At 64.2% G+C, this 16999-nt stretch carries 15 protein-coding genes; 7 read left to right on the top strand and 8 right to left on the bottom strand.

The genetic code is table 11. The annotated features are described in order from the left end of the window. Positions 1 to 7: 7 nt before the first annotated feature. Genes AC1DOP_RS00690 through AC1DOP_RS00670 form a run of 5 tightly spaced genes read left to right on the top strand, consistent with a single transcriptional unit; the run spans position 8 to position 4125 of the window. Positions 8 to 1033, top strand: a complete 1026-nt coding sequence (locus AC1DOP_RS00690; RefSeq protein ID WP_477249629.1) for an amidohydrolase family protein — start codon at positions 8 to 10, stop codon at positions 1031 to 1033. A gap of 16 nt (positions 1034 to 1049) precedes the next feature. After that, positions 1050 to 1733: a 4-carboxy-4-hydroxy-2-oxoadipate aldolase/oxaloacetate decarboxylase gene (ligK, locus tag AC1DOP_RS00685; protein ID WP_477249626.1), complete on the top strand. Its 684-nt coding sequence runs from the start codon at positions 1050 to 1052 to the stop codon at positions 1731 to 1733. Between the two features lies 1 nt (position 1734). Further along, positions 1735 to 2439: an alpha/beta fold hydrolase gene (locus AC1DOP_RS00680; protein WP_477249136.1), complete on the top strand. Its 705-nt coding sequence runs from the start codon at positions 1735 to 1737 to the stop codon at positions 2437 to 2439. A 19-nt stretch (positions 2440 to 2458) separates the two neighbouring features. Then, positions 2459 to 3685, top strand: a complete 1227-nt coding sequence (locus AC1DOP_RS00675; RefSeq protein WP_477249134.1) for a gallate dioxygenase — start codon at positions 2459 to 2461, stop codon at positions 3683 to 3685. Positions 3686 to 3690: 5 nt separating this feature from the next. Continuing rightward, the gene (locus AC1DOP_RS00670) at positions 3691 to 4125 is read left to right on the top strand and encodes a nuclear transport factor 2 family protein (protein WP_477249132.1); all 435 of its coding nucleotides are present in this window, start codon (positions 3691 to 3693) and stop codon (positions 4123 to 4125) included. 294 nt (positions 4126 to 4419) lie between these two features. On the opposite strand, the gene AC1DOP_RS00665 is transcribed toward AC1DOP_RS00670, so the two are convergent. From AC1DOP_RS00665 to AC1DOP_RS00655, 3 genes are all read right to left on the bottom strand, one after another. Then, positions 4420 to 5100, bottom strand: a complete 681-nt coding sequence (locus tag AC1DOP_RS00665; protein WP_441933966.1) for a PEP-CTERM sorting domain-containing protein — start codon at positions 5098 to 5100, stop codon at positions 4420 to 4422. A 430-nt stretch (positions 5101 to 5530) separates the two neighbouring features. Next, entirely contained in the window at positions 5531 to 8014 is a 2484-nt protein-coding gene (locus tag AC1DOP_RS00660) for a sensor domain-containing protein (protein ID WP_441933964.1), read from the bottom strand. A gap of 325 nt (positions 8015 to 8339) precedes the next feature. Continuing rightward, complete coding sequence (locus AC1DOP_RS00655; RefSeq protein ID WP_477249129.1) at positions 8340 to 10238, bottom strand: CocE/NonD family hydrolase; 1899 nt, start codon at positions 10236 to 10238, stop codon at positions 8340 to 8342. A 29-nt stretch (positions 10239 to 10267) separates the two neighbouring features. On the opposite strand from AC1DOP_RS00655, the gene AC1DOP_RS00650 reads away from it, so the two are divergent. After that, a complete protein-coding gene (locus tag AC1DOP_RS00650) occupies positions 10268 to 10621 on the top strand; it encodes a hypothetical protein (protein WP_441933960.1) in 354 nt (117 codons plus the stop codon). Here the strand turns inward: AC1DOP_RS00650 and AC1DOP_RS00645 are convergent. The 5 genes from AC1DOP_RS00645 to AC1DOP_RS00625 all read right to left on the bottom strand — a co-directional run bounded on the left by AC1DOP_RS00645 (position 10587) and on the right by AC1DOP_RS00625 (position 16098). Then, a complete protein-coding gene (locus AC1DOP_RS00645; RefSeq protein WP_441933958.1) occupies positions 10587 to 11198 on the bottom strand; it encodes a hypothetical protein in 612 nt (203 codons plus the stop codon). The genes AC1DOP_RS00650 and AC1DOP_RS00645 overlap by 35 nt on opposite strands. 54 nt (positions 11199 to 11252) lie before the next feature. Beyond that, positions 11253 to 12677, bottom strand: coding sequence for an efflux transporter outer membrane subunit (locus AC1DOP_RS00640; RefSeq protein WP_441933956.1), 1425 nt, complete (start codon positions 12675 to 12677; stop codon positions 11253 to 11255). Positions 12678 to 12686: 9 nt separating this feature from the next. Further along, complete coding sequence (locus AC1DOP_RS00635; RefSeq protein ID WP_441933954.1) at positions 12687 to 13886, bottom strand: efflux RND transporter periplasmic adaptor subunit; 1200 nt, start codon at positions 13884 to 13886, stop codon at positions 12687 to 12689. A gap of 51 nt (positions 13887 to 13937) precedes the next feature. After that, positions 13938 to 14603, bottom strand: coding sequence for a metallophosphoesterase (locus AC1DOP_RS00630; protein ID WP_441933951.1), 666 nt, complete (start codon positions 14601 to 14603; stop codon positions 13938 to 13940). A 79-nt stretch (positions 14604 to 14682) separates the two neighbouring features. Continuing rightward, complete coding sequence (locus AC1DOP_RS00625; RefSeq protein ID WP_477249125.1) at positions 14683 to 16098, bottom strand: PDDEXK-like family protein; 1416 nt, start codon at positions 16096 to 16098, stop codon at positions 14683 to 14685. Between the two features lie 303 nt (positions 16099 to 16401). On the opposite strand from AC1DOP_RS00625, the gene AC1DOP_RS00620 reads away from it, so the two are divergent. Then, on the top strand, positions 16402 to 16998 hold the full coding sequence (locus tag AC1DOP_RS00620; protein ID WP_477249123.1) for a hypothetical protein: 597 nt from the start codon (positions 16402 to 16404) through the stop codon (positions 16996 to 16998). Position 16999: the final 1 nt, after the last annotated feature.

Below are 16999 nucleotides of genomic sequence, written 5' to 3'. Positions count from 1 at the left end.
AAAGCCTTTGATCATCGATTGCCACGGCCACTACACCACCGCGCCGAAAGCCCTGGAAGACTGGCGCAACGCCCAGGTCGCGAACCTGAACACGCCCGAACTGGGCCCGCGTGTGTCCGACCTTCGCATCAGCGACGACGAGCTGCGCGCCTCGATCGAGGCCAACCAGCTGCGCCTGATGAAGGAGCGCGGATCAAGCCTGACGATCTTCTCGCCGCGCGCCAGCTTCATGGCCCACCACATCGGCAACTTCGAGACCAGCGCCACCTGGGCCGCGATCTGCAACGAGCTATGCTACCGCGTGTCCCAGCTCTTCCCCGATCATTTCATCGGCGCGGCCATGCTGCCGCAGTCGCCGGGCGTCGACCCGCGCACCTGCATTCCCGAGCTGGAGCGCTGCGTCAGGGAATACGGCATGGTCGGCATCAACCTGAACCCGGACCCTTCGGGCGGCCACTGGAACTCGCCGCCGCTGTCCGATCGCTTCTGGTATCCGATCTACGAAAAGATGGTGGAGTACGACATCCCGGCGATGATCCACGTCTCGACCAGCTGCAATGCCTGCTTCCACACCACCGGCGCCCACTACCTGAACGCGGACACCACCGCCTTCATGCAATGCCTCACCAGCGAGCTGTTCAAGGACTTCCCGACCCTGAAGTTCCTGATCCCGCACGGCGGCGGCGCCGTGCCCTACCATTGGGGCCGCTTCCGCGGCCTGGCCCAGGAGATGAAGAAGCCGCTGCTCGAGGAGCACCTGTTGAATAACATCTTCTTCGACACCTGTGTCTACCACCAGCCGGGCATCGACCTGCTGACCAAGGTGATCCCGGTGAAGAACGTGCTGTTCGCCTCCGAGATGATCGGCGCCGTGCGCGGCATCGACCCGCAAACCGGCCACTACTACGACGACACCAAACGCTATATCCAGGCCGCCACGCTCAGCGACGAAGACCGCTTCCAGATCTTCGAAGGCAATGCGCGCAAGGTCTACCCGCGCCTGGACACCGCACTCAGGAACAAAGGACTGTAAGATGACCACGCCTCATATGAACCAGCTCGGCATCGTCAAGCGCAACATCGAGCGCGCCGACCGCGGTATCGTCGAGCGCCTGGCGGCCTTCGGCAGCGCCACCGTGCACGAAGCCATGGGCCGGGTCGGCCTGATGAAGCCATACATGCGTCCCATCCATGCGGGTGCCCAGGTGGGTGGCAGCGCCGTCACCGTGCTGCTGCATCCCGGCGACAACTGGATGCTGCACGTGGCGGCGGAACAGATCCAGCCCGGCGATGTGGTGGTGGCCGCCTTGAGCGCCGAGTGCACGGACGGCTTCTTCGGCGACCTGCTGGCGACCAGCTTCATGGCGCGCGGCGCGAAGGCCCTGATCATCGACGCCGGCGTGCGCGACGTGCGCGTGCTGAAGGAGATGGGCTTTCCGGTGTGGAGCAAGGCGATCAGCGCCAAGGGCACGATCAAGGCGACGCTCGGTTCGGTGAACATCCCGGTGATCTGTGCCGGCGCCCTGGTCAACCCGGGCGACGCCGTGATCGCCGACGACGACGGCGTGGTGGTGGTGCCGGGCGGCGATGCCGCAAGCGTTGCGCAAGCCGCGCAAAAGCGCGAAGACCTGGAAGGGGAAAAGCGCGCGAAACTGGCCTCCGGCGTGCTGGGCCTGGACATGTACGGCATGCGCGAGCCGCTCGCCAAGGCGGGCCTGAAATACATCGACTGACATGAAGAAAACGATTTATCTCCTGTGCGGCCTGCTGTGCGACGCCGCCGTCTGGGAAGCCCAGGCCGCGGCCCTGCAGCCCGAGTACGAAGTCCGCACGATCAGCTTCGAGGGCCTCGACTCGATGCAGGCCATGGCCGACAGGGTGCTGGCGGATGCGCCCGAGCGCTTTGCCCTGGCCGGCCACTCGATGGGCGGCAGGGTGGCGCTGGAAGTCGTCCGGCGCGCGCCGCAGCGCGTCGAGAGGCTGGCCCTGCTGGATACCGGCTATGAAGCAGCCGCGCCCGGCGAGCAGGAAAGGCGGATGGTCCTCGTGAACCAGGCGCGCGAGCAAGGCATCGCCTCGATCGCGCCGACCTGGGGCCTGCCGATGCTGGCCCCCGCCAGGCGCGACGACCCGCGGCTGGTGAAGGCCGTGGTCGACATGGTGGGGCGGATGTCGGGCGCGGTCTACGCGGGCCAGACCCGCGCCCTCCTCTGCCGTCCGGACGCCACCGATGTGTTGAGGAGCATCGCCTGCCCGACGATGGTGATCTGCGGGATGGAGGACGGCTGGAGCCCGCCCGAACGCCACGAGCGCATGGCCGAACTGATCCCGGGCGCGGCGCTGCGCCTGATCGAGCGCAGCGGCCATATGTCGATGATGGAAGAACCCGAAGCGGTCCTGCGCGCCTTGCGGGAATGGCTGGACATGAATACGATCTGAACGAGGGAGTCGAGAGAACATGGCGAAGATTATTGGCGGTATCGGGACCTCGCACGTCCCCACCATCGGGTTGGCATACGATAAAAAGCGGCAGAACGACCCGGCCTGGGCGCCGCTGTTCGAGAACTACAAGCCGGTCGCGAAATGGCTGGAAGAGCAGAAGCCGGACGTGCTGCTGTTCTTCTACAACGACCATGCGAACAGCTTCTTTTTCGATTGCTATCCGACCTTCGCGGTCGGCGTCTCGCCGAACTTCGAGATGGCAGACGAGGGCGCGGGCAAGCGTCCGCTGCCCGATATCAAGGGCCATCCAAAGCTCGCCATCCACGTCATGGAATCGCTGGTCAACGACGAATTCGACATGGCCATGTTCCAGGACCGTCCGCTCGACCATGGCTGCAATTCGCCGCTGGCCCTGATGTGGCCGCACGAGCCCACCTGGCCGGGCGCCATCGTGCCGATCGCGATCAACGTCCTGCAATACCCGCTGCCCACCGCCGCGCGCTGCTACAAGCTGGGCAAGGCGGTGCGGCGCGCCATCGAATCCTATCCGGAAGACCTGAAGGTCGCGGTGGTCGGCACCGGCGGCCTCTCGCACCAGATCCACGGCGAACGTACCGGCTTCAACAACATCGAGTGGGACGAGGAATTCCTGCGTCTGATCGTTGAGGAGCCGGAAAGGCTGGCGAAGATGCGCCACGCGGAACTGGTGGAACTCGGCGGCGCCGAAAGCGCCGAGGTGATCATGTGGCTGGCCATGCGCGGCGCCCTGAACGACAACATCAGGTGCATCCACCAGAGCTACTACCTGGCCACCACCACGAATATGGCGGTCGCCATCTACGAACAGGAGGGCGACGGACACGCCCCCGCCGCGCCGGTGTACGGCAATCCGCAAACCGCCGGCCTGGAGGAACTCGAAGGCACCTATCCCTTCGACCTGAACGCCAGCATCCACGCGGCTCGCCTGAACCGCTTCTTCTGGCGCCATCGCGAGCCGGCCTTCCGCGAACTGGTCGCGCGCGACCTGGACGCCGCCTTCGACGAGCTGCAGCTGAACGAGGAAGAGCGCGGCCTGGTGACCCGCCAGGACTGGCTCGGGCTGGTGAAGTATGGCGTCAGCTTCTTCGTGCTGGAAAAATTCGCGCGCGTGGTCAAGATGTCGAACCTGGCCGTCTACGCCAGTATGCGTGGCGAGACCCTCGAAGACTTCCTGAAAACCCGGCGGGTGCCGGAGTCGGCCTGAGGACGATGAGCATGCACGTCGACGACCACGCCGCCATCGAAAGGGCCTGCGCCCGCCTGATCTCGGAATACGCCTACCTGAACGACCAGCGGCGTTACGAGGAACTTGCGGCCCTGTTCACGCCGGACGCCCTGCTCTTTCGGCCATCGGCGCCGGACCAGGCCATCGCCGGCATTGATGCCATCCTCGCCGCCTTCCGCAAGCGGCCTCTTGACGTCATGACCTTCCATGTCTGCACCGACATCATCGTCAGCGTCGACGATGCCGGGTCGGCGCGCGGACAATCGCGGATCCTGCTGCTGTCGGCCAAGCGTCCCGCCGAGGAGGGGTCCAGGCCGGCCGCCGCCGATGCGCCCGTGCCCGGCGTCTTTTACGACAGGTTCAGGCTGACGGACAGCGGCTGGAAGTTTGCCGAGCGGCGCGGGTCGTTCTGGATTTGATGAAGGCTTATAAATCGGCCTCGTCAAGGCTTCGCTAGCTTGCCGGTCACCGAGCACCTTGTCGGCAATACTTATTTGTTGCGAAATTACTGGCGTAGAGAATGGCTCTGCGCCAGTCGGACAGCCATTCATGTGATTAAGTACTCGCCCATAAATAAATGTGTTTTTGGCTGCCAGAACCGGCGCGTTGCTGCGTTGGCTCCTGCTTGCAGTGCTCGCACTGCGGCGCACTCGCCGCCTTGCACCGCATCCGGTTCTGTTTGCCAAAATTCACATTTATTTCCGGTCAAGTACTTAGCTGGATTTGCGACGCCGGGTCGAAGCGAGTCCTGCGAAAGCCAGACCGAACAAGGCAAGCGTAGCGGGTTCCGGCACATCGGTATTGGGGCCGCCTGGATTGTTTTCGGAGCGGCCAAAACGTAAATCATCGAACGCGACGATATCGTTGGTAGCGTTGAAAGTTACGCTTGCAATCAGGTTGCCGTAATCGATAAACCCGATGAAGGCCCCTCCCCCATCCGTTGCGGACGGTACGTTGATCGTCTGGGTGACTGACGAACCATCGACATAGACGATGGTTTGTTGCGACACTAGATTTGTCTGCAGGCCGGTAACGTAAAATCCGAAAGCATCGACCGGATTAACGAAGCTGAACGTCGCCGAACCGCCAACCAGGCTGCGGAAGTATTGTCCGCCGGCCGTCGTGTTAAACCCGCATAAGGCACCACATCCCGAGTTATTGGTTGTGACGCCGCCAGTGATGGTCAGGTTGGCCGGCAGGGCCGACTCGAAATCAACCGTATTGAGATTTCCGGCAACCGAAAGAAAAGCTGCGGCTGCCGCAGTAGAGTTGACCATTTGCGCAAGCGAGGACACGTTATTGTCACCGCCAAGGTAGGTAACCGGCGCGGCTTGCGCTGCAACGCCAGCCCCCGACAGGATTGCGACGACGGCGAATTTGGATGCAATAGACATAAAAGCTCCTTTATTTTGATTGGGATGTTGCGCTCCTCACGTAGCATTTTTTATGCCACTGTAGATTTTTTTAAATTTTTCAACGACTTGCAGTTATTTTTTTCAAATTAATTTTTGGTATTGTAAAAAACACTGACAGAAACCGGATTCATGCAAAGTGAATTCATGGATTCACAACCGGTCGTAAATGCTTATGCAGGAATTCGATAAGCAATTCGCATGAAATGCCAGCCGCACGCGGGTTATCGCGACATGCCGATAAAAACGAGGCGGTCAGCGATCACTCAGCGATGTGGTTTACATTACGCTCTTGTTACCAGTTTAAAAACTCACTGGACACGCGTGCGCGTGCGCGAGGAAGCCGTTTTGACGTCGTGCTTGCCTTGGATCGCATGGCCGCCTGGTCAATGCATGACAGGCGAAAAGTGCCTCAGCCGGCCAATTCGGCCGCCACCAGGCGATCCATGTCGGACGCCGCCATCGGCGGGCTGAGCAGATAGCCCTGGCCGCAATCGAAGCCGAGATTCTTGACGGCGGCCAGCTGGTCGGCCGTTTCGATGCCGTCGGCGCAGACCGTGATCTTGACGTCGCGCGCGACCCCGACCAGGGCCGACAGCATGGCCGAGGCGTTGTCGTGGCGCGATAGCCGGCGCACCAGTTCCTGGCCCGGCTTGACGATGTCGAGCGGGAATTTCTGCAGCGACGACAGGGCCGCCAGCTCTGCGCCGAAATCGTCGAGTCCCAGCCTCACGCCGCGCTTGCGCACCTCCTGCAGTGCCTGGGCCGAGAACTTCGGATCCAGCAGCACGCTCTCACGCATCTCCAGGCGCAGCAGCGAGGGCGCCAGGCCGGTGTCGTCGAGCACCCGGTTCAAGATGGCCGGAAAGCGCGGATGGCGGATCTGTTTCGAGGACACGTTCAAGGTCAGCGGCACCACGAGCCCGTCGCGCACCCAGCGGGCCTGGGCCGAGCAGGCGGTGCGCAGCGCCCATTCGCCCACCGGCAGCATCAGGTTGGCGTTTTCCACTTCCTGGATGAAATCCGCCGCGGTCAACAGGCCGCGCTCCGGGTGCAGCCAGCGGATCAGGGCCTCGATGCCGACGATGCGCCCGCTTTCCAGGTCGTATTGCGGCTGGTAGTGCAGGCAAAGTTCCTCGTCGCGCAGCGCGCGCTCCAGCTCGCGCTCGAAGCGCTTGGCTTCCTGGGCCGCCTTGCCCAGCGATTCGCGGTACACCTGGTAGTTCAGGCGCCCCTGGTTCTTGGCTTCGTACAGCGCCAGGTCGGCCAGCTTCACCAGCTGGCCCGGCTCGTGCGCATCGTTCGGATACACGGCGATGCCGATGCTGGTGCCGCTGTAGACTTCCTGGCCGTCCAGCAGGTAAGGCAGGCTCAGCTCGACCACGATCTTGTCGGCCAGCACCTCGGCGGCGCCTGCCTCCGCCAGGTGGGTCTGGACGATCACGAACTCGTCGCCGCCGAGGCGCGCGGCGAGGTCGGTCTCGCGGATGTGGGTGCGCAGGCGGCGCGCGACTTCCTTCAGCAGCAGGTCGCCGGCGTGGTGGCCGAGGGTATCGTTGATCGACTTGAAGCGGTCCAGGTCGAGCATGTGCACGGCCACCAGGTGGCCATCGCGCTGTGCGTACTTGAGCGCGTCCTTCAGGCGCTCGTTGAAGCTGGCGCGGTTGGCCAGGCCGGTCAGGGCGTCGTGGCTGGCCAGGTGGTAGGAATACTCGACCGCGCCGCGCAGGGCTTCCTCGGCCTTCTTGCGCCCCGTGACGTCCTCGACGATCTCGAGCACGCGCGGACCGTCGCCGCTGTTGCGCAGCGAGCAGGTGACGTTGACCCAGAATTGCGAGCGGTCCTTGCGCAGGTAGCGCTGCTCCGCCACCGTCACGGCCTGCTGGCCGGTCAACAGCTTGTGGAAATTGTGGACTGCCGTTTCCTGGTCGGCCGGATGAGTGATGTCCTGGTTCGACAGGGTTTCCAGCTCGTCCAAGGTATAGCCCAGCATCGCCAGCAGGGTCGTGTTGGCGGCCACGAAGCGGCCGTCCGGCGCGCATTCGGCGATCCCGAGCGGCGCATGCTCGAAGGTCGTGCGGAAACGCTCCTCGCTGCGCCGCAGGGCTTCCTCGGCGTGCATGGCGTCGGTGATGTCGAAGAACAGGATGATGCCGTACAGTGGATGGCCGCTTTCGTCGCGCAGCATCTTCGCGGTCAGGCGGATCCAGCGTGTGCTGCCGTCCTTGCGCAGCAGGCGGCGGTCGCGCTGGATCTCGATGGCGCCGGACAGCAGCTGCTCGGTGAACTGGCGGCTGCGCTCGCGCTCGTCCGGCGGGGCCAGCTCGAGATTGTCGCGGCCGATCAGTTCTTCCGGCGTATAGCCGGCGATCGCCGCGAAGGCGCGATTCACATAGATCCATTTGCCGTCGAGGTCGATGTGGCCGATGCCGATCGGCGCATGCTCGTACAGCAGGCGGAAACGCTGCTCGCTTTCGCGCAATAGCGCTTCCGCATTCTTGCTGTCGCTGATGTCGTGGACGTTCATGCTGGTCACCGGCCGGCCGTTGCCGTCCGTGAACACCCTGGCCACGACCCGCGCCTCGAAACCTTCGCCGTCAGGGCGCGCAAAGCGCAGCTCGGACGTGCCCTCGCCGGCCGCGGCACGCCGCGCCAGCGCGGCGACCAGGTCCGGGTCCTTGCTGTCGAGCAGGTCGCCGATATTGCGCGCCAGCAGTTCCTCCTGCGTATAGCCGAACAGCTGGCAGGCGGCGACGTTGGCGGACAGGATGCCGCCATCCAGTCCGGTCAGGAACAGGGCGTCGGTGCAATGCTCGAACGCCGCGCGATAGCGGGCTTCGCTTGCCTGACCGTCGAGATTCCCGTCGTTGTCGGATGGAGTGTTTTTCTCTGGCATATCGAAGCCCGGTTCGAACATGCGCACAAATGTGTGCGAGCTCAGGATGGCTCATCCTGCCATGACAAAGATGACAACACAAGACTCGCACTGCTGGTAGTTGCAAGCTCGGCACCTTTGGTTACGCGGATGGGGTAGGAAAGTTAAAATCCACAACACGGGAGAGGAAGGACAGGCGGATTGCCTTGCTGCGCGGGACAGCCCAGTCCGCCATCCTGGGCGAACCGGGCTTCCGGCGCCAGGGGGACGCATCGCCGATCGACGAAGTCCACCGCTTCCTGTTGGCAGGCATGCGGTACTGGCTTGTCCGGCGGCCCGGCAAGCCTTAGCGCAGTACCGGCAGCTCGATATAGCTCGCCGCATCCGGCGCGTGATGGACGGCATTGTCCGCGACCACGCCCTCCTTCTCGCTCTCGTTCGGTCCGCCGGTGTTGAGGTTGCGGACGAATTTCGGGAAATTCGACGAGGTGACTTCGACGCGGATGCGGTGGCCCACGCCGAACTGGATCGCGGTCGCGATCGGCGTCGGGTGGATGGTCACCACCTCGCCCGGGTTCAGGGGCGCGGGCTTGTCGTAGCCGTTGCGGTAGCGGGCGCGGAAGATCGTGTCGCCGACGATCCAGGCGGTACCGTCGGGCGCGACGTCGACCAGCTTGACCGCGAAGTCGGTGTCCTTCGCATTCGACGACACCTTCAGCACGGCGTCCACGAAGCCGACCACGTCGACCGGCCTGGTAAGCGGCTCGCTGCTGTAGACCAGCACGTCGCTGCGCGCCTCGATCGGACGCTGGTCGAAGGCGCCCGGCACCACCACGCCGCCGTTGCAGCAGTCGCCGCCGCCGATGGTCTGCACCGGGTTCATGGGATCGTAGCGGTAGCGGTCCGGCGCCTCGCCCGCCGGCGGCGCCTCGCCGAGCAGGCGGCCGTCGCCGTACAGGCTGTTCGCATTCCCTTTCGAGCGCAGGTAGAGGCGCATCGGCCTGGCGTTCTCGGGCGGCCACTGGGCCGCGCTCTGCCAGCGGTTGGCGCCCATCATGTAGTAGCGCACCCGCGGTGTCGTTTGCGCGAAGGCCTTCTGGTCGCCCTTCAGCCAGCGGTCGAACCAGCCGTAGACGGCGCCGTCGACGTCGAAGCTGGTGTCGCCCATGGCGCGTTCGCCGACCACGGTGTCGGGCCCGAGCCGCGCGTACTGGCAATGCGGCACCGGCGCCACCACCGCGTACTGGTTGGCGCTCGCCTCCTTGTCGGTGTTGGCCATGCGCGCCAGGTTGAACAGTTCCAGGTTCGGCCCGATCGAGACGTCGTACCAGCTGTTGAACCAGAGCGCCGGCACGCCCCAGCCCATGCCTTCGTGATACAGGCCGCCCTTGTTCCAGGCGGGATCGGCCGGGCCGCGCTTGATGAATTGCTCGAAGGTGGATGGCGGCTCGCCGAGGGAAGTCAGCATCTGCTCGACCGGCAGGTGCCTGATCTGCTTGTTCCACTCGACCTTGGGCTTGCTCGCATCCAGGTCGTTATAGGCCTCGATACGGGCGCGCAGCTTTTCGTCGGAAAGCAGCCCGTTCGGCAGTTCCGCGCGCAGCGGGTTCTCGACCCCGTACAGCCAGACGAAGAAGAGATTGCGCGGCACCCCGCCCGTGTACCAGTTGCCCTGCTCCTGGAAGCGTCCGACCTTGCCGATGCCGGCGCCGGCCGACATCGGCACCATGGCCGCATGTGCCGGGTGATTCATCCCGGCCAGCGCCAGCTGCCACTCGGCCGAGGACGAGCAGCCCAGCGTGCCGACCTTGCCGTTCGACCAGGGCTGCTGTGCGATCCAGCTGAGGGTGTCGTAGCCGTCGGTCTGCGGGTGACCGAGAATCTCCCATTTACCTTGCGAAAAATAGCGCCCGCGCTCGTTCTGTACGATGAAGACATAGCCGCGCTTGACCGATTCGAGCACGTAGCGCAGGGTCCCTCCGCGCAGCTTGTGCTCGTTGTACGGCGTTTTCCAGAGAATGGTGGGCAGCGGTCCCTTGGCGTTCTTCGGCGTGTAGACATCGGTCGACAGGGCGGCGCCATCGCGCATGGGCACCATCACGCCCAGCCGCGCCACCGCGTTACGGGCCAGCTCCTTGTCCAGTGCCTCCTGACTGTACTTCGAATAATCCTGCGCCAGGACCAGGGTCGAGGCGTCGGATGCGATCAGGGCAATGGCAACGAGGCTGGCGGTCAATCGTTTCACGTCGGCTCCTTCGATGGGATGGAATGTGCTTGCTGAGCGAACTCAAGCATAACGCATTCTCTTGCCCGTTGGGCAAGATCGAAGGTGCTGAAAAGAAACTGACGGCGAGTCTGTTATTCGGTGTCGTCGGCGTTGAAGCGCTCGCTTACCCATTCGAGCCAGTTGCACTGCGGGCAGCGGCTGACAAGGATCAGGGCGAAAAACGTGGCGAGGCCAAACACGAGTATGGCGGCATGCAGGAGGAGCCTGGGTTCGAAATCGTTGAGCAGGTTCAGCATCGCATCACCTCTATACAATTTCCTCCAATTTACTCCAAGAATGGGGAAGAAGCCATCGCCGCACGATTGATCAGAGCGCTTCCCAGCCCTGCGGCGTCGACCTGACGTACAGCTTTTCCTTCTGGCTGTGCTCGCCGTCGACGTTCCGCCCCAGCACCGGGAAGGCCTCCTTGACCTGCGGCTTCCTGGCCCACTCGGCCACGTTCGACAGCTTGTAGGTGTAGATCACGCTGGCTTCCTCATGGTCGCCCGCCTTGACCGGGTCGGTCCAGCGCTCCACCTTCTCCAGCGACTTGCGGCCCCAGCAGATGCGCGGCTCTCCCCCGGCGTCCGCGTGCAGGTAAGGCTTGGCGGCGTCGGCCATCGTGTAGCGCCTGACCTTGACCTTCGGCGCGCTTCCGGGCGATTCGACGTCCTCGCCCCTGGCCAGGCCCGCCGCTTCCAGCGCCGCCATCTGGCCGGCGACGCCGTCCGGATACAGCTTCTGCTGGCGCAGGTCGGTTTCATACACGTCGACCGGCCATTTCACCGGGTCCAGGCACATGTCGCCCTTCTTGGCGAAATACTGGGTGACGGCGATGCCGAAGTTCTTTTCGCTGGCCGAGGTCTTGCTGTTGCAGGCAGCCAGCGTGGCGGACAGCATGGTCGCGCCGAGAATGAGGGAGATGGCGGGCTTGTTCATGGTGAGCTCATTGTACCAAGGGCACCAGCCGGCGTGTCGTTTCGCCGCCAAGCCTCAGGTCTTTGCGGGAAGCGGAACGCCCTGCCCCGGATCGTCCTTCCAGCCACCACCAAGCGCCTTGTACAAGGACACCGTCGCCTGCAGCCGCTTCAGTTTCAGTTTTCCCATATCGTTCTGCACGTCCGACAAGGCCCGCTGCGTGTCGAGGACCGTCATCAGGTCTTCGGCCCCGGCCTTGTAGCGGATTTCCGCCAGGTCGTAGGCCTGGCGCGCCTCTTCCAGCTCGGTGGTCTTCAGGCGCCGCTGTTCATCCAGGCTGCGGATCTGGCCCAGCGCCGTGTCCACTTCGGACAGGGCGGCGATCACGGTCGCGCGATACACCTGGACCAGCTCCTGTTTCCGGGCGATGGCGAGATCGCGTTCCCGCTTCCGCCGGCCGCCGTCGAAAATCGGCGCGATCAGCGACGCACTGACATTGGCGAGCAGGTTCGGTGCATTCAGCAGCGACAGCAAGGCGCTGCTTTGGGTGCCCATCGCGCCTGTCAGGTTAATGCTGGGGAACAGGTTCGCCCGAGCGACGGCGACGTCGGCATTGGCGGCGGCCAGGCTGGCCTCGGCGCGGCGGATATCGGGGCGGCGCGACAGCAGCTCGGAGGGCAGGCCCGGGGACACCTCGGGCAAGGTGATCGTGTCCAGTCCCTTCTGGCCGACGGAGAAGGTCTGCGGCGTTTTGCCGAGCAGGATGGCAAGGGCCGACTGCGCTTCGCGCTCCTGCTGCATCAGGTCCGGTATGTCCGACTTCTGCTGCGCGACGACGGAGCGCTGGCGCGCCAGGTCGAGCGAAGAGGCGGCGCCCGCGTTCTTTTGCGCCTGCACCAGGGACAGGACGTGCTCGGCATTCGCGACATGCCCGCGCGCGACGGCAAGCCGGTCGCGCAGCGACAGCACCTGCAGATAGGTCGAGACGATGCCGCTGGTGACCGTCAATGCCACGGTCTGGCGGTCGAAACGGTTGGCCTCGAGCGAGGCTTCCGCCGACGCCACGCCTGCCTTGTTCTTGCCCCAGAAATCGACTTCGTAGGAGACCTGCAGACCGCTGTCGGCGGAGGTGCTTGCGCTGCCGCTCCGGATCGGTACCGAGCGGTTGGCGTCGCTGTAGAAAGTCGCCGTCGGCAGCAGGGACACGCCGGCAATGCGCGCCTCGGCCTCCGCCTGTCTCACGCGTGCGAGTGCGCCCGCGAGCTCCAGGTTGCCGGACTGGCCTTCATCGACCAGACGGGTCAGTTCAGGGCTGCCGAATCGCTGCCACCAGTTCTTGTCGGGCCATTCCTGATGGTTCGGGGCCCCGGCGGCCGTCCAGGCGGCAGGCAAGTCGACCTTGGGCGGCGGCTCCGCGATCGGACCACGGCCGGCGCAGCCCGCCAGCGCGGCGCAAACCAGGCCGAACAGGAGAGACGATCTGAAAGCGCGAGGCGTCATGGGCGCACCTCAAGTGCCTGATGCCGGCGCCGCCAGCGCATCGGGCACGGGACCGGCCAGCACCTTGTCGCCCGCCGCCAGGCCGGACAGGATCTGCGCCTGTTGCGCATTGCGCAGTCCGACCTTCACCTTGCGGGCACTGACGCGCTGGCCGGCGTCGACCACGTTGACCTTGACCAGGCCGTCTTCGTCCGGCGCGCCGAGGCAGCTGGCCGGCAGCAGCACGGCATCGCGCGCCTGGGCGACAAGGAATTGCACCTGGGCACTCATGCCGCTCATCAGTTCGTGATCCGGATTCTTGACCTCGAACAGGACGATATAAAAGGCCTGCTTGCCCTGCTCGCCCGTGCCGTCGGCCGGGACGGGAATAACCTGGCGCAGCTTTCCCGACCAGCGCTTTCCGGGATAGCCGGGCGTCGTGAAACTGGCGGCCATGCCCGGCCGCAAGCGCGTCACATCGTTTTCCGCCACGCGCGCGGCCACCGTCATTTCCGACAGGTCGGCAATCCGAAGCAGCGGTGCGGCAAGCTGCGAGGCGGCAAGGATTTGTCCGGGGCGCGCGGCCAAGGACACCACGGTCCCGGCAATCGGCGACTTGACCAGCGTCTTCTGGCGGGCTTCCTCATCGATCTTCAAGGTCGCTTCGAGTTCGCGGATCTGCGCCGTGATCGCATCGAGGCGCGCGCTGGCCGACGACGCGTTCATCCGCGCCGATTCAAAGGCTTCCTCGCGGGTCGCGTTCTGCGCTTTCAACTGCGTCTGGCGCTTGAACTGGAGCTGGGCGAAATCGAGTTGTGCGCGCTGGTCGGCGAGTTCGGCCTGCAGCCGGGCCATCTGGGCGCGATTGCTCTCGACCTTGGTGGCCTGCTGGGCCGGGGCGATTTCGAGCAAGGCCTGGTCCGCCTGGACCGTGTCGCCGATGGCGACCGGCACGTCTTTCACCTGTCCGGCAATCTGGGCATAGGCATCGGCCCATTTATGAAGCTGGAGCTTGCCGGCGGCGTCGACCGTCAGCTGGAAGTCGCCCCGGCGCGCGGTGACGGTGTCGAGCTTGACCGGTGCGGCCGCAGCCGCGGGTGCCGCCGGCTTGCCGGCCTGTGCCGACACGGGACCGGCGCACAGCACGGCGGCCAGCGAAAGCAGCGTCGCAGTGAGGTCACGGAAGCGGCCTGCCAGGAAGGAGGTTCTGTCTTGTTGATCAGCAGCCATGGAACTACATCGGCAAAATGCCGAGTATACACATTTACCGGCAAGTCCTGCCTATTCCTGTTCGAGCGGGAGCACCGTCAAGGTCTGGTTGAATACCGCACCCGTATCGATGTAGTGCACGTTACCGAGCAAGAGGTCGCGGTCCACCGGCGTATGGCCGACGAAGATTTTGGTGATGCCGGCGACATGGGAAGAGATGCGGGCGCCGAAACGCTCACGGCTCCACATGCTGATGTTGGCGATTACCTCACCGTCTTCGCCGCCCAGCTCGGCGACCAGCTCTTGCCAGCTGTCGAAAGGACAGTCGGCATGCACGATCCCGACCGCTCCCGAGCGCGTCCCGACTTCGATGGCGATGGGCAGCACGCTGAACATGCGGGCGATGTCGGCCTGCATCCCGGCGGGCAGGTCGATGAACCAGCGGCCGCCGTTCACCCGGTACTCGAGGCCATCCTGTTCGCCCGCGACGTAGTCGATCGCCATCTGCTCGTGGTTGCCCCGCACCGGATGAAACCACGGCTGCGCCAGCCATTCGACGACCTGCGCCGACTGTGGCCCCCGGTCGACGAGATCGCCGACACTGAACAGCCGGTCGGCTTCCGGATCGAAGCGGATATCGCGTAATGCCGCCGACAGCAGGTCGAAGCAGCCATGGATATCGCCGACCACGAAGTCGCGGCCATTCGTATTGACGGGATAGTGCGTATATAAAGACAAAGGCGCTCCTCGATTGCAGTCATGACGATTATCGATCATGAAGCGACAATCCGCGTCGCGCCGGTTCGGTGGAGCGCGTCTAGGCCGGCGCCCCGCCCGACATCCCGTCGATCTTGCGGTCGACGAAACGAACGACGTTTGCGAGCCAGTCCTGCGCCTGTCTAATTTCTTTGGGTTCAGGATGCGGCCTGAGGATCGTCCTTGGGACCCCACCGAAGGTGGTCAAGGCCATTTTCTGGCCAATGCCGCCTTTCGGGATCTTTTGGCCAAGGTTCCAGTGTTCTTCCATGAAAGCGGGCCATTCTTCCTTGCTCTTATTGCCCGGCCATGCCATCAGCTTCCGCTGCAGCGACGGCAGCGTTTCCTTGTCCTCGACGCATTGCGGATTTTCGAAGAACAGCTTGAGTTCGACCGTCTTCGCCCTGCGAATGTCGAGCCTGAAAAAGAACTGTGGCTTGCCGGTTCCCATCAGCTTCGCCATGGTCGGGGTCATGAAATCGATCTTGGTCGACGTGGCCGATTGCCGCTGCCTTTTCGCGCCGGAACCGATTCGCACCCAGTCGTCGCGCACGATGTGGGATGCGAGCGTGTCGCAGACCCTGGCGCGCAGATCGGATTCGACCGCTTGCAGCAGTTTCGCCGCTTCCAGCCCTCCCTTTAGCCCCTTCAGCTGCAACTCGAGCCGGGCCTTCGCCTCGGCGTTCTGGCCATGAAAGGTTTTGAGCATGTTTCCGATCGGCCCTTCGTAGTCTTCCTCTTTCAGGAGGTCTTCGGCAAGTACGCGGGGAGCGAAGTCACGCGATCCCGTGACTTTCTGCAGGGTGCGGAGGTAGTCGGACAGGAAATGCATCACGTTGGGACCGGGCTGTCCGGCGCAGTCACCGGCTTGGGGACTTGCCTGCAGCATCGCCTGCAAGGGAGCGAGGACATGGCCGCTCCAGTCGATGGGCGTCCAATAGTCCCTTTCGGCCTGCTGTGCCGGGGCCGCACCGTCGAGGGTCAGGTAGAGCAGCAGCGTCCTGGCCGAAGCCAGTCCGCCGGCCTGCTTTTGCACCGCTTCGCGGTAATGCTGCAATTGATCGCCGTGCTCGTTCGCGCCGATCTTGGCTTCGATGGCGAGGAAGAAGGTGGAGTCGACCTGGACATAGACGTCGATGCGCTTGCTGCTGTCCTGTTCGGCCGCTTCGGCCACCTCCGGCGAAGAAGCTTCGCCGAGCATCAGGGTCTTGTTCCTGACCGGCAGTTCCGAAAAGACGCGCGCCGCGTCCAGATTCGCCGGCACATGCCCTGCGACCCCGGCAGGCAGTCCCCGGACGAAGCGCTCGATGAAGGCCGTACCCAGGTTATGGCTGCCCTTGGGGTCCAGGAGCCATGCCAGTGTCTTGGTGTGGCGCAGTTCGTAGGTTTCCAGGCCGAGCACCTCGAACGGGTTGAATACCGACAGGGCTTCGCGCAGTTTGCTGAATCCCGGGTGGGAAAAGAGTTCTTCGGACATGGTCGTCTGCCTGGAGTTGAGCCGCCAGCAGCATAGGCTTCAAGTTGCATTTAGTCAACATACGGCCTATGCTGTCGTGACTCAGCAAGGAACCAACGGATGCATCACGTTCGGTTTGCTTCAATAAATCGTCGTGCGGAGCTCGCGCTGGTCCTCGCCCTGTGGCATGAGCTCCCCGCCCGGGGCCCGGCGTACGCCATCTAAAAGGACGGCTATCCCCGGATGCCGCTGGCGGACGGCGGCGCCGGGAATTGGACGACACGCGGTGTCGAGATGGAGTTATTCATGGATGGGTATTGAGCGATGAAAAACGTGAACATGGAAGAAGCGGCCGATGCCGCGGCCGAGCTGACGGCGAACGAGCGCAGGTACCTCGAACGCGCGCAGGACGATCCCTTCGAGGACGGCGGGATCGTGCGTTACTACGAACAGGCCTTGAAAAACAGGGTCCACGAGGCGGTACTCGCGGCGATCGAAGTGCGCATGCGGACCGACTTTCCGAAAGTCGCCAAAAGAGTGTTCGGCGCCAAGGGAGAGCAGGTCGAAGCCATGCTCGAGCGCGTGCAGGACGCGGTCCTGGCGCAGTTCGACCTGGCCGGCAATGGCCTGGGCAGCCACATCAAAGTCGGTGGCGACGAGCGCCGCACCGGCAAGGCCTATCTGTACCGCTATCTGTCCTACCGTGCGCGCGGGCAGCAGTACGGCGCACAGATCGCCCTGATCCAGGACGACCCGGCGCAGGAATTGCGCGTGCTCGTGCGCTACTACCGCGTTTATGCCGACGCCGGCAACATCGACGAGCAGGAGTGGTTCGCGGCGGGTGACATCGGGCGCGCCCAGCACGCCTACCTGGCGCTCCTCGAGCGGCTGGCGGTACCGCGCCGCCCGCAGGCCGCCTGAG

It is taken from the genome of Massilia sp. 01N410 (assembly GCF_056399665.1).
This window is presented reverse-complemented; position numbering and strand designations above follow the sequence as displayed.

Excerpts from the sequence above, each read along its gene's own strand:
- AC1DOP_RS00645 (WP_441933958.1), bottom strand. The coding sequence starts at position 11,198 with ATGAACAAGCCCGCCATCTCCCTCATTCTCGGCGCGACCATGCTGTCC.
- AC1DOP_RS00640 (WP_441933956.1), bottom strand. The coding sequence starts at position 12,677 with ATGACGCCTCGCGCTTTCAGATCGTCTCTCCTGTTCGGCCTGGTTTGC.
- AC1DOP_RS00660 (WP_441933964.1), bottom strand. The coding sequence starts at position 8,014 with ATGCCAGAGAAAAACACTCCATCCGACAACGACGGGAATCTCGACGGT.
- AC1DOP_RS00625 (WP_477249125.1), bottom strand. The coding sequence starts at position 16,098 with ATGTCCGAAGAACTCTTTTCCCACCCGGGATTCAGCAAACTGCGCGAA.
- ligK (WP_477249626.1), top strand. The coding sequence starts at position 1,050 with ATGAACCAGCTCGGCATCGTCAAGCGCAACATCGAGCGCGCCGACCGC.
- AC1DOP_RS00635 (WP_441933954.1), bottom strand. The coding sequence starts at position 13,886 with ATGGCTGCTGATCAACAAGACAGAACCTCCTTCCTGGCAGGCCGCTTC.
- AC1DOP_RS00680 (WP_477249136.1), top strand. The coding sequence starts at position 1,735 with ATGAAGAAAACGATTTATCTCCTGTGCGGCCTGCTGTGCGACGCCGCC.
- AC1DOP_RS00620 (WP_477249123.1), top strand. The coding sequence starts at position 16,402 with ATGAAAAACGTGAACATGGAAGAAGCGGCCGATGCCGCGGCCGAGCTG.
- AC1DOP_RS00670 (WP_477249132.1), top strand. The coding sequence starts at position 3,691 with ATGAGCATGCACGTCGACGACCACGCCGCCATCGAAAGGGCCTGCGCC.
- AC1DOP_RS00665 (WP_441933966.1), bottom strand. The coding sequence starts at position 5,100 with ATGTCTATTGCATCCAAATTCGCCGTCGTCGCAATCCTGTCGGGGGCT.
- AC1DOP_RS00675 (WP_477249134.1), top strand. The coding sequence starts at position 2,459 with ATGGCGAAGATTATTGGCGGTATCGGGACCTCGCACGTCCCCACCATC.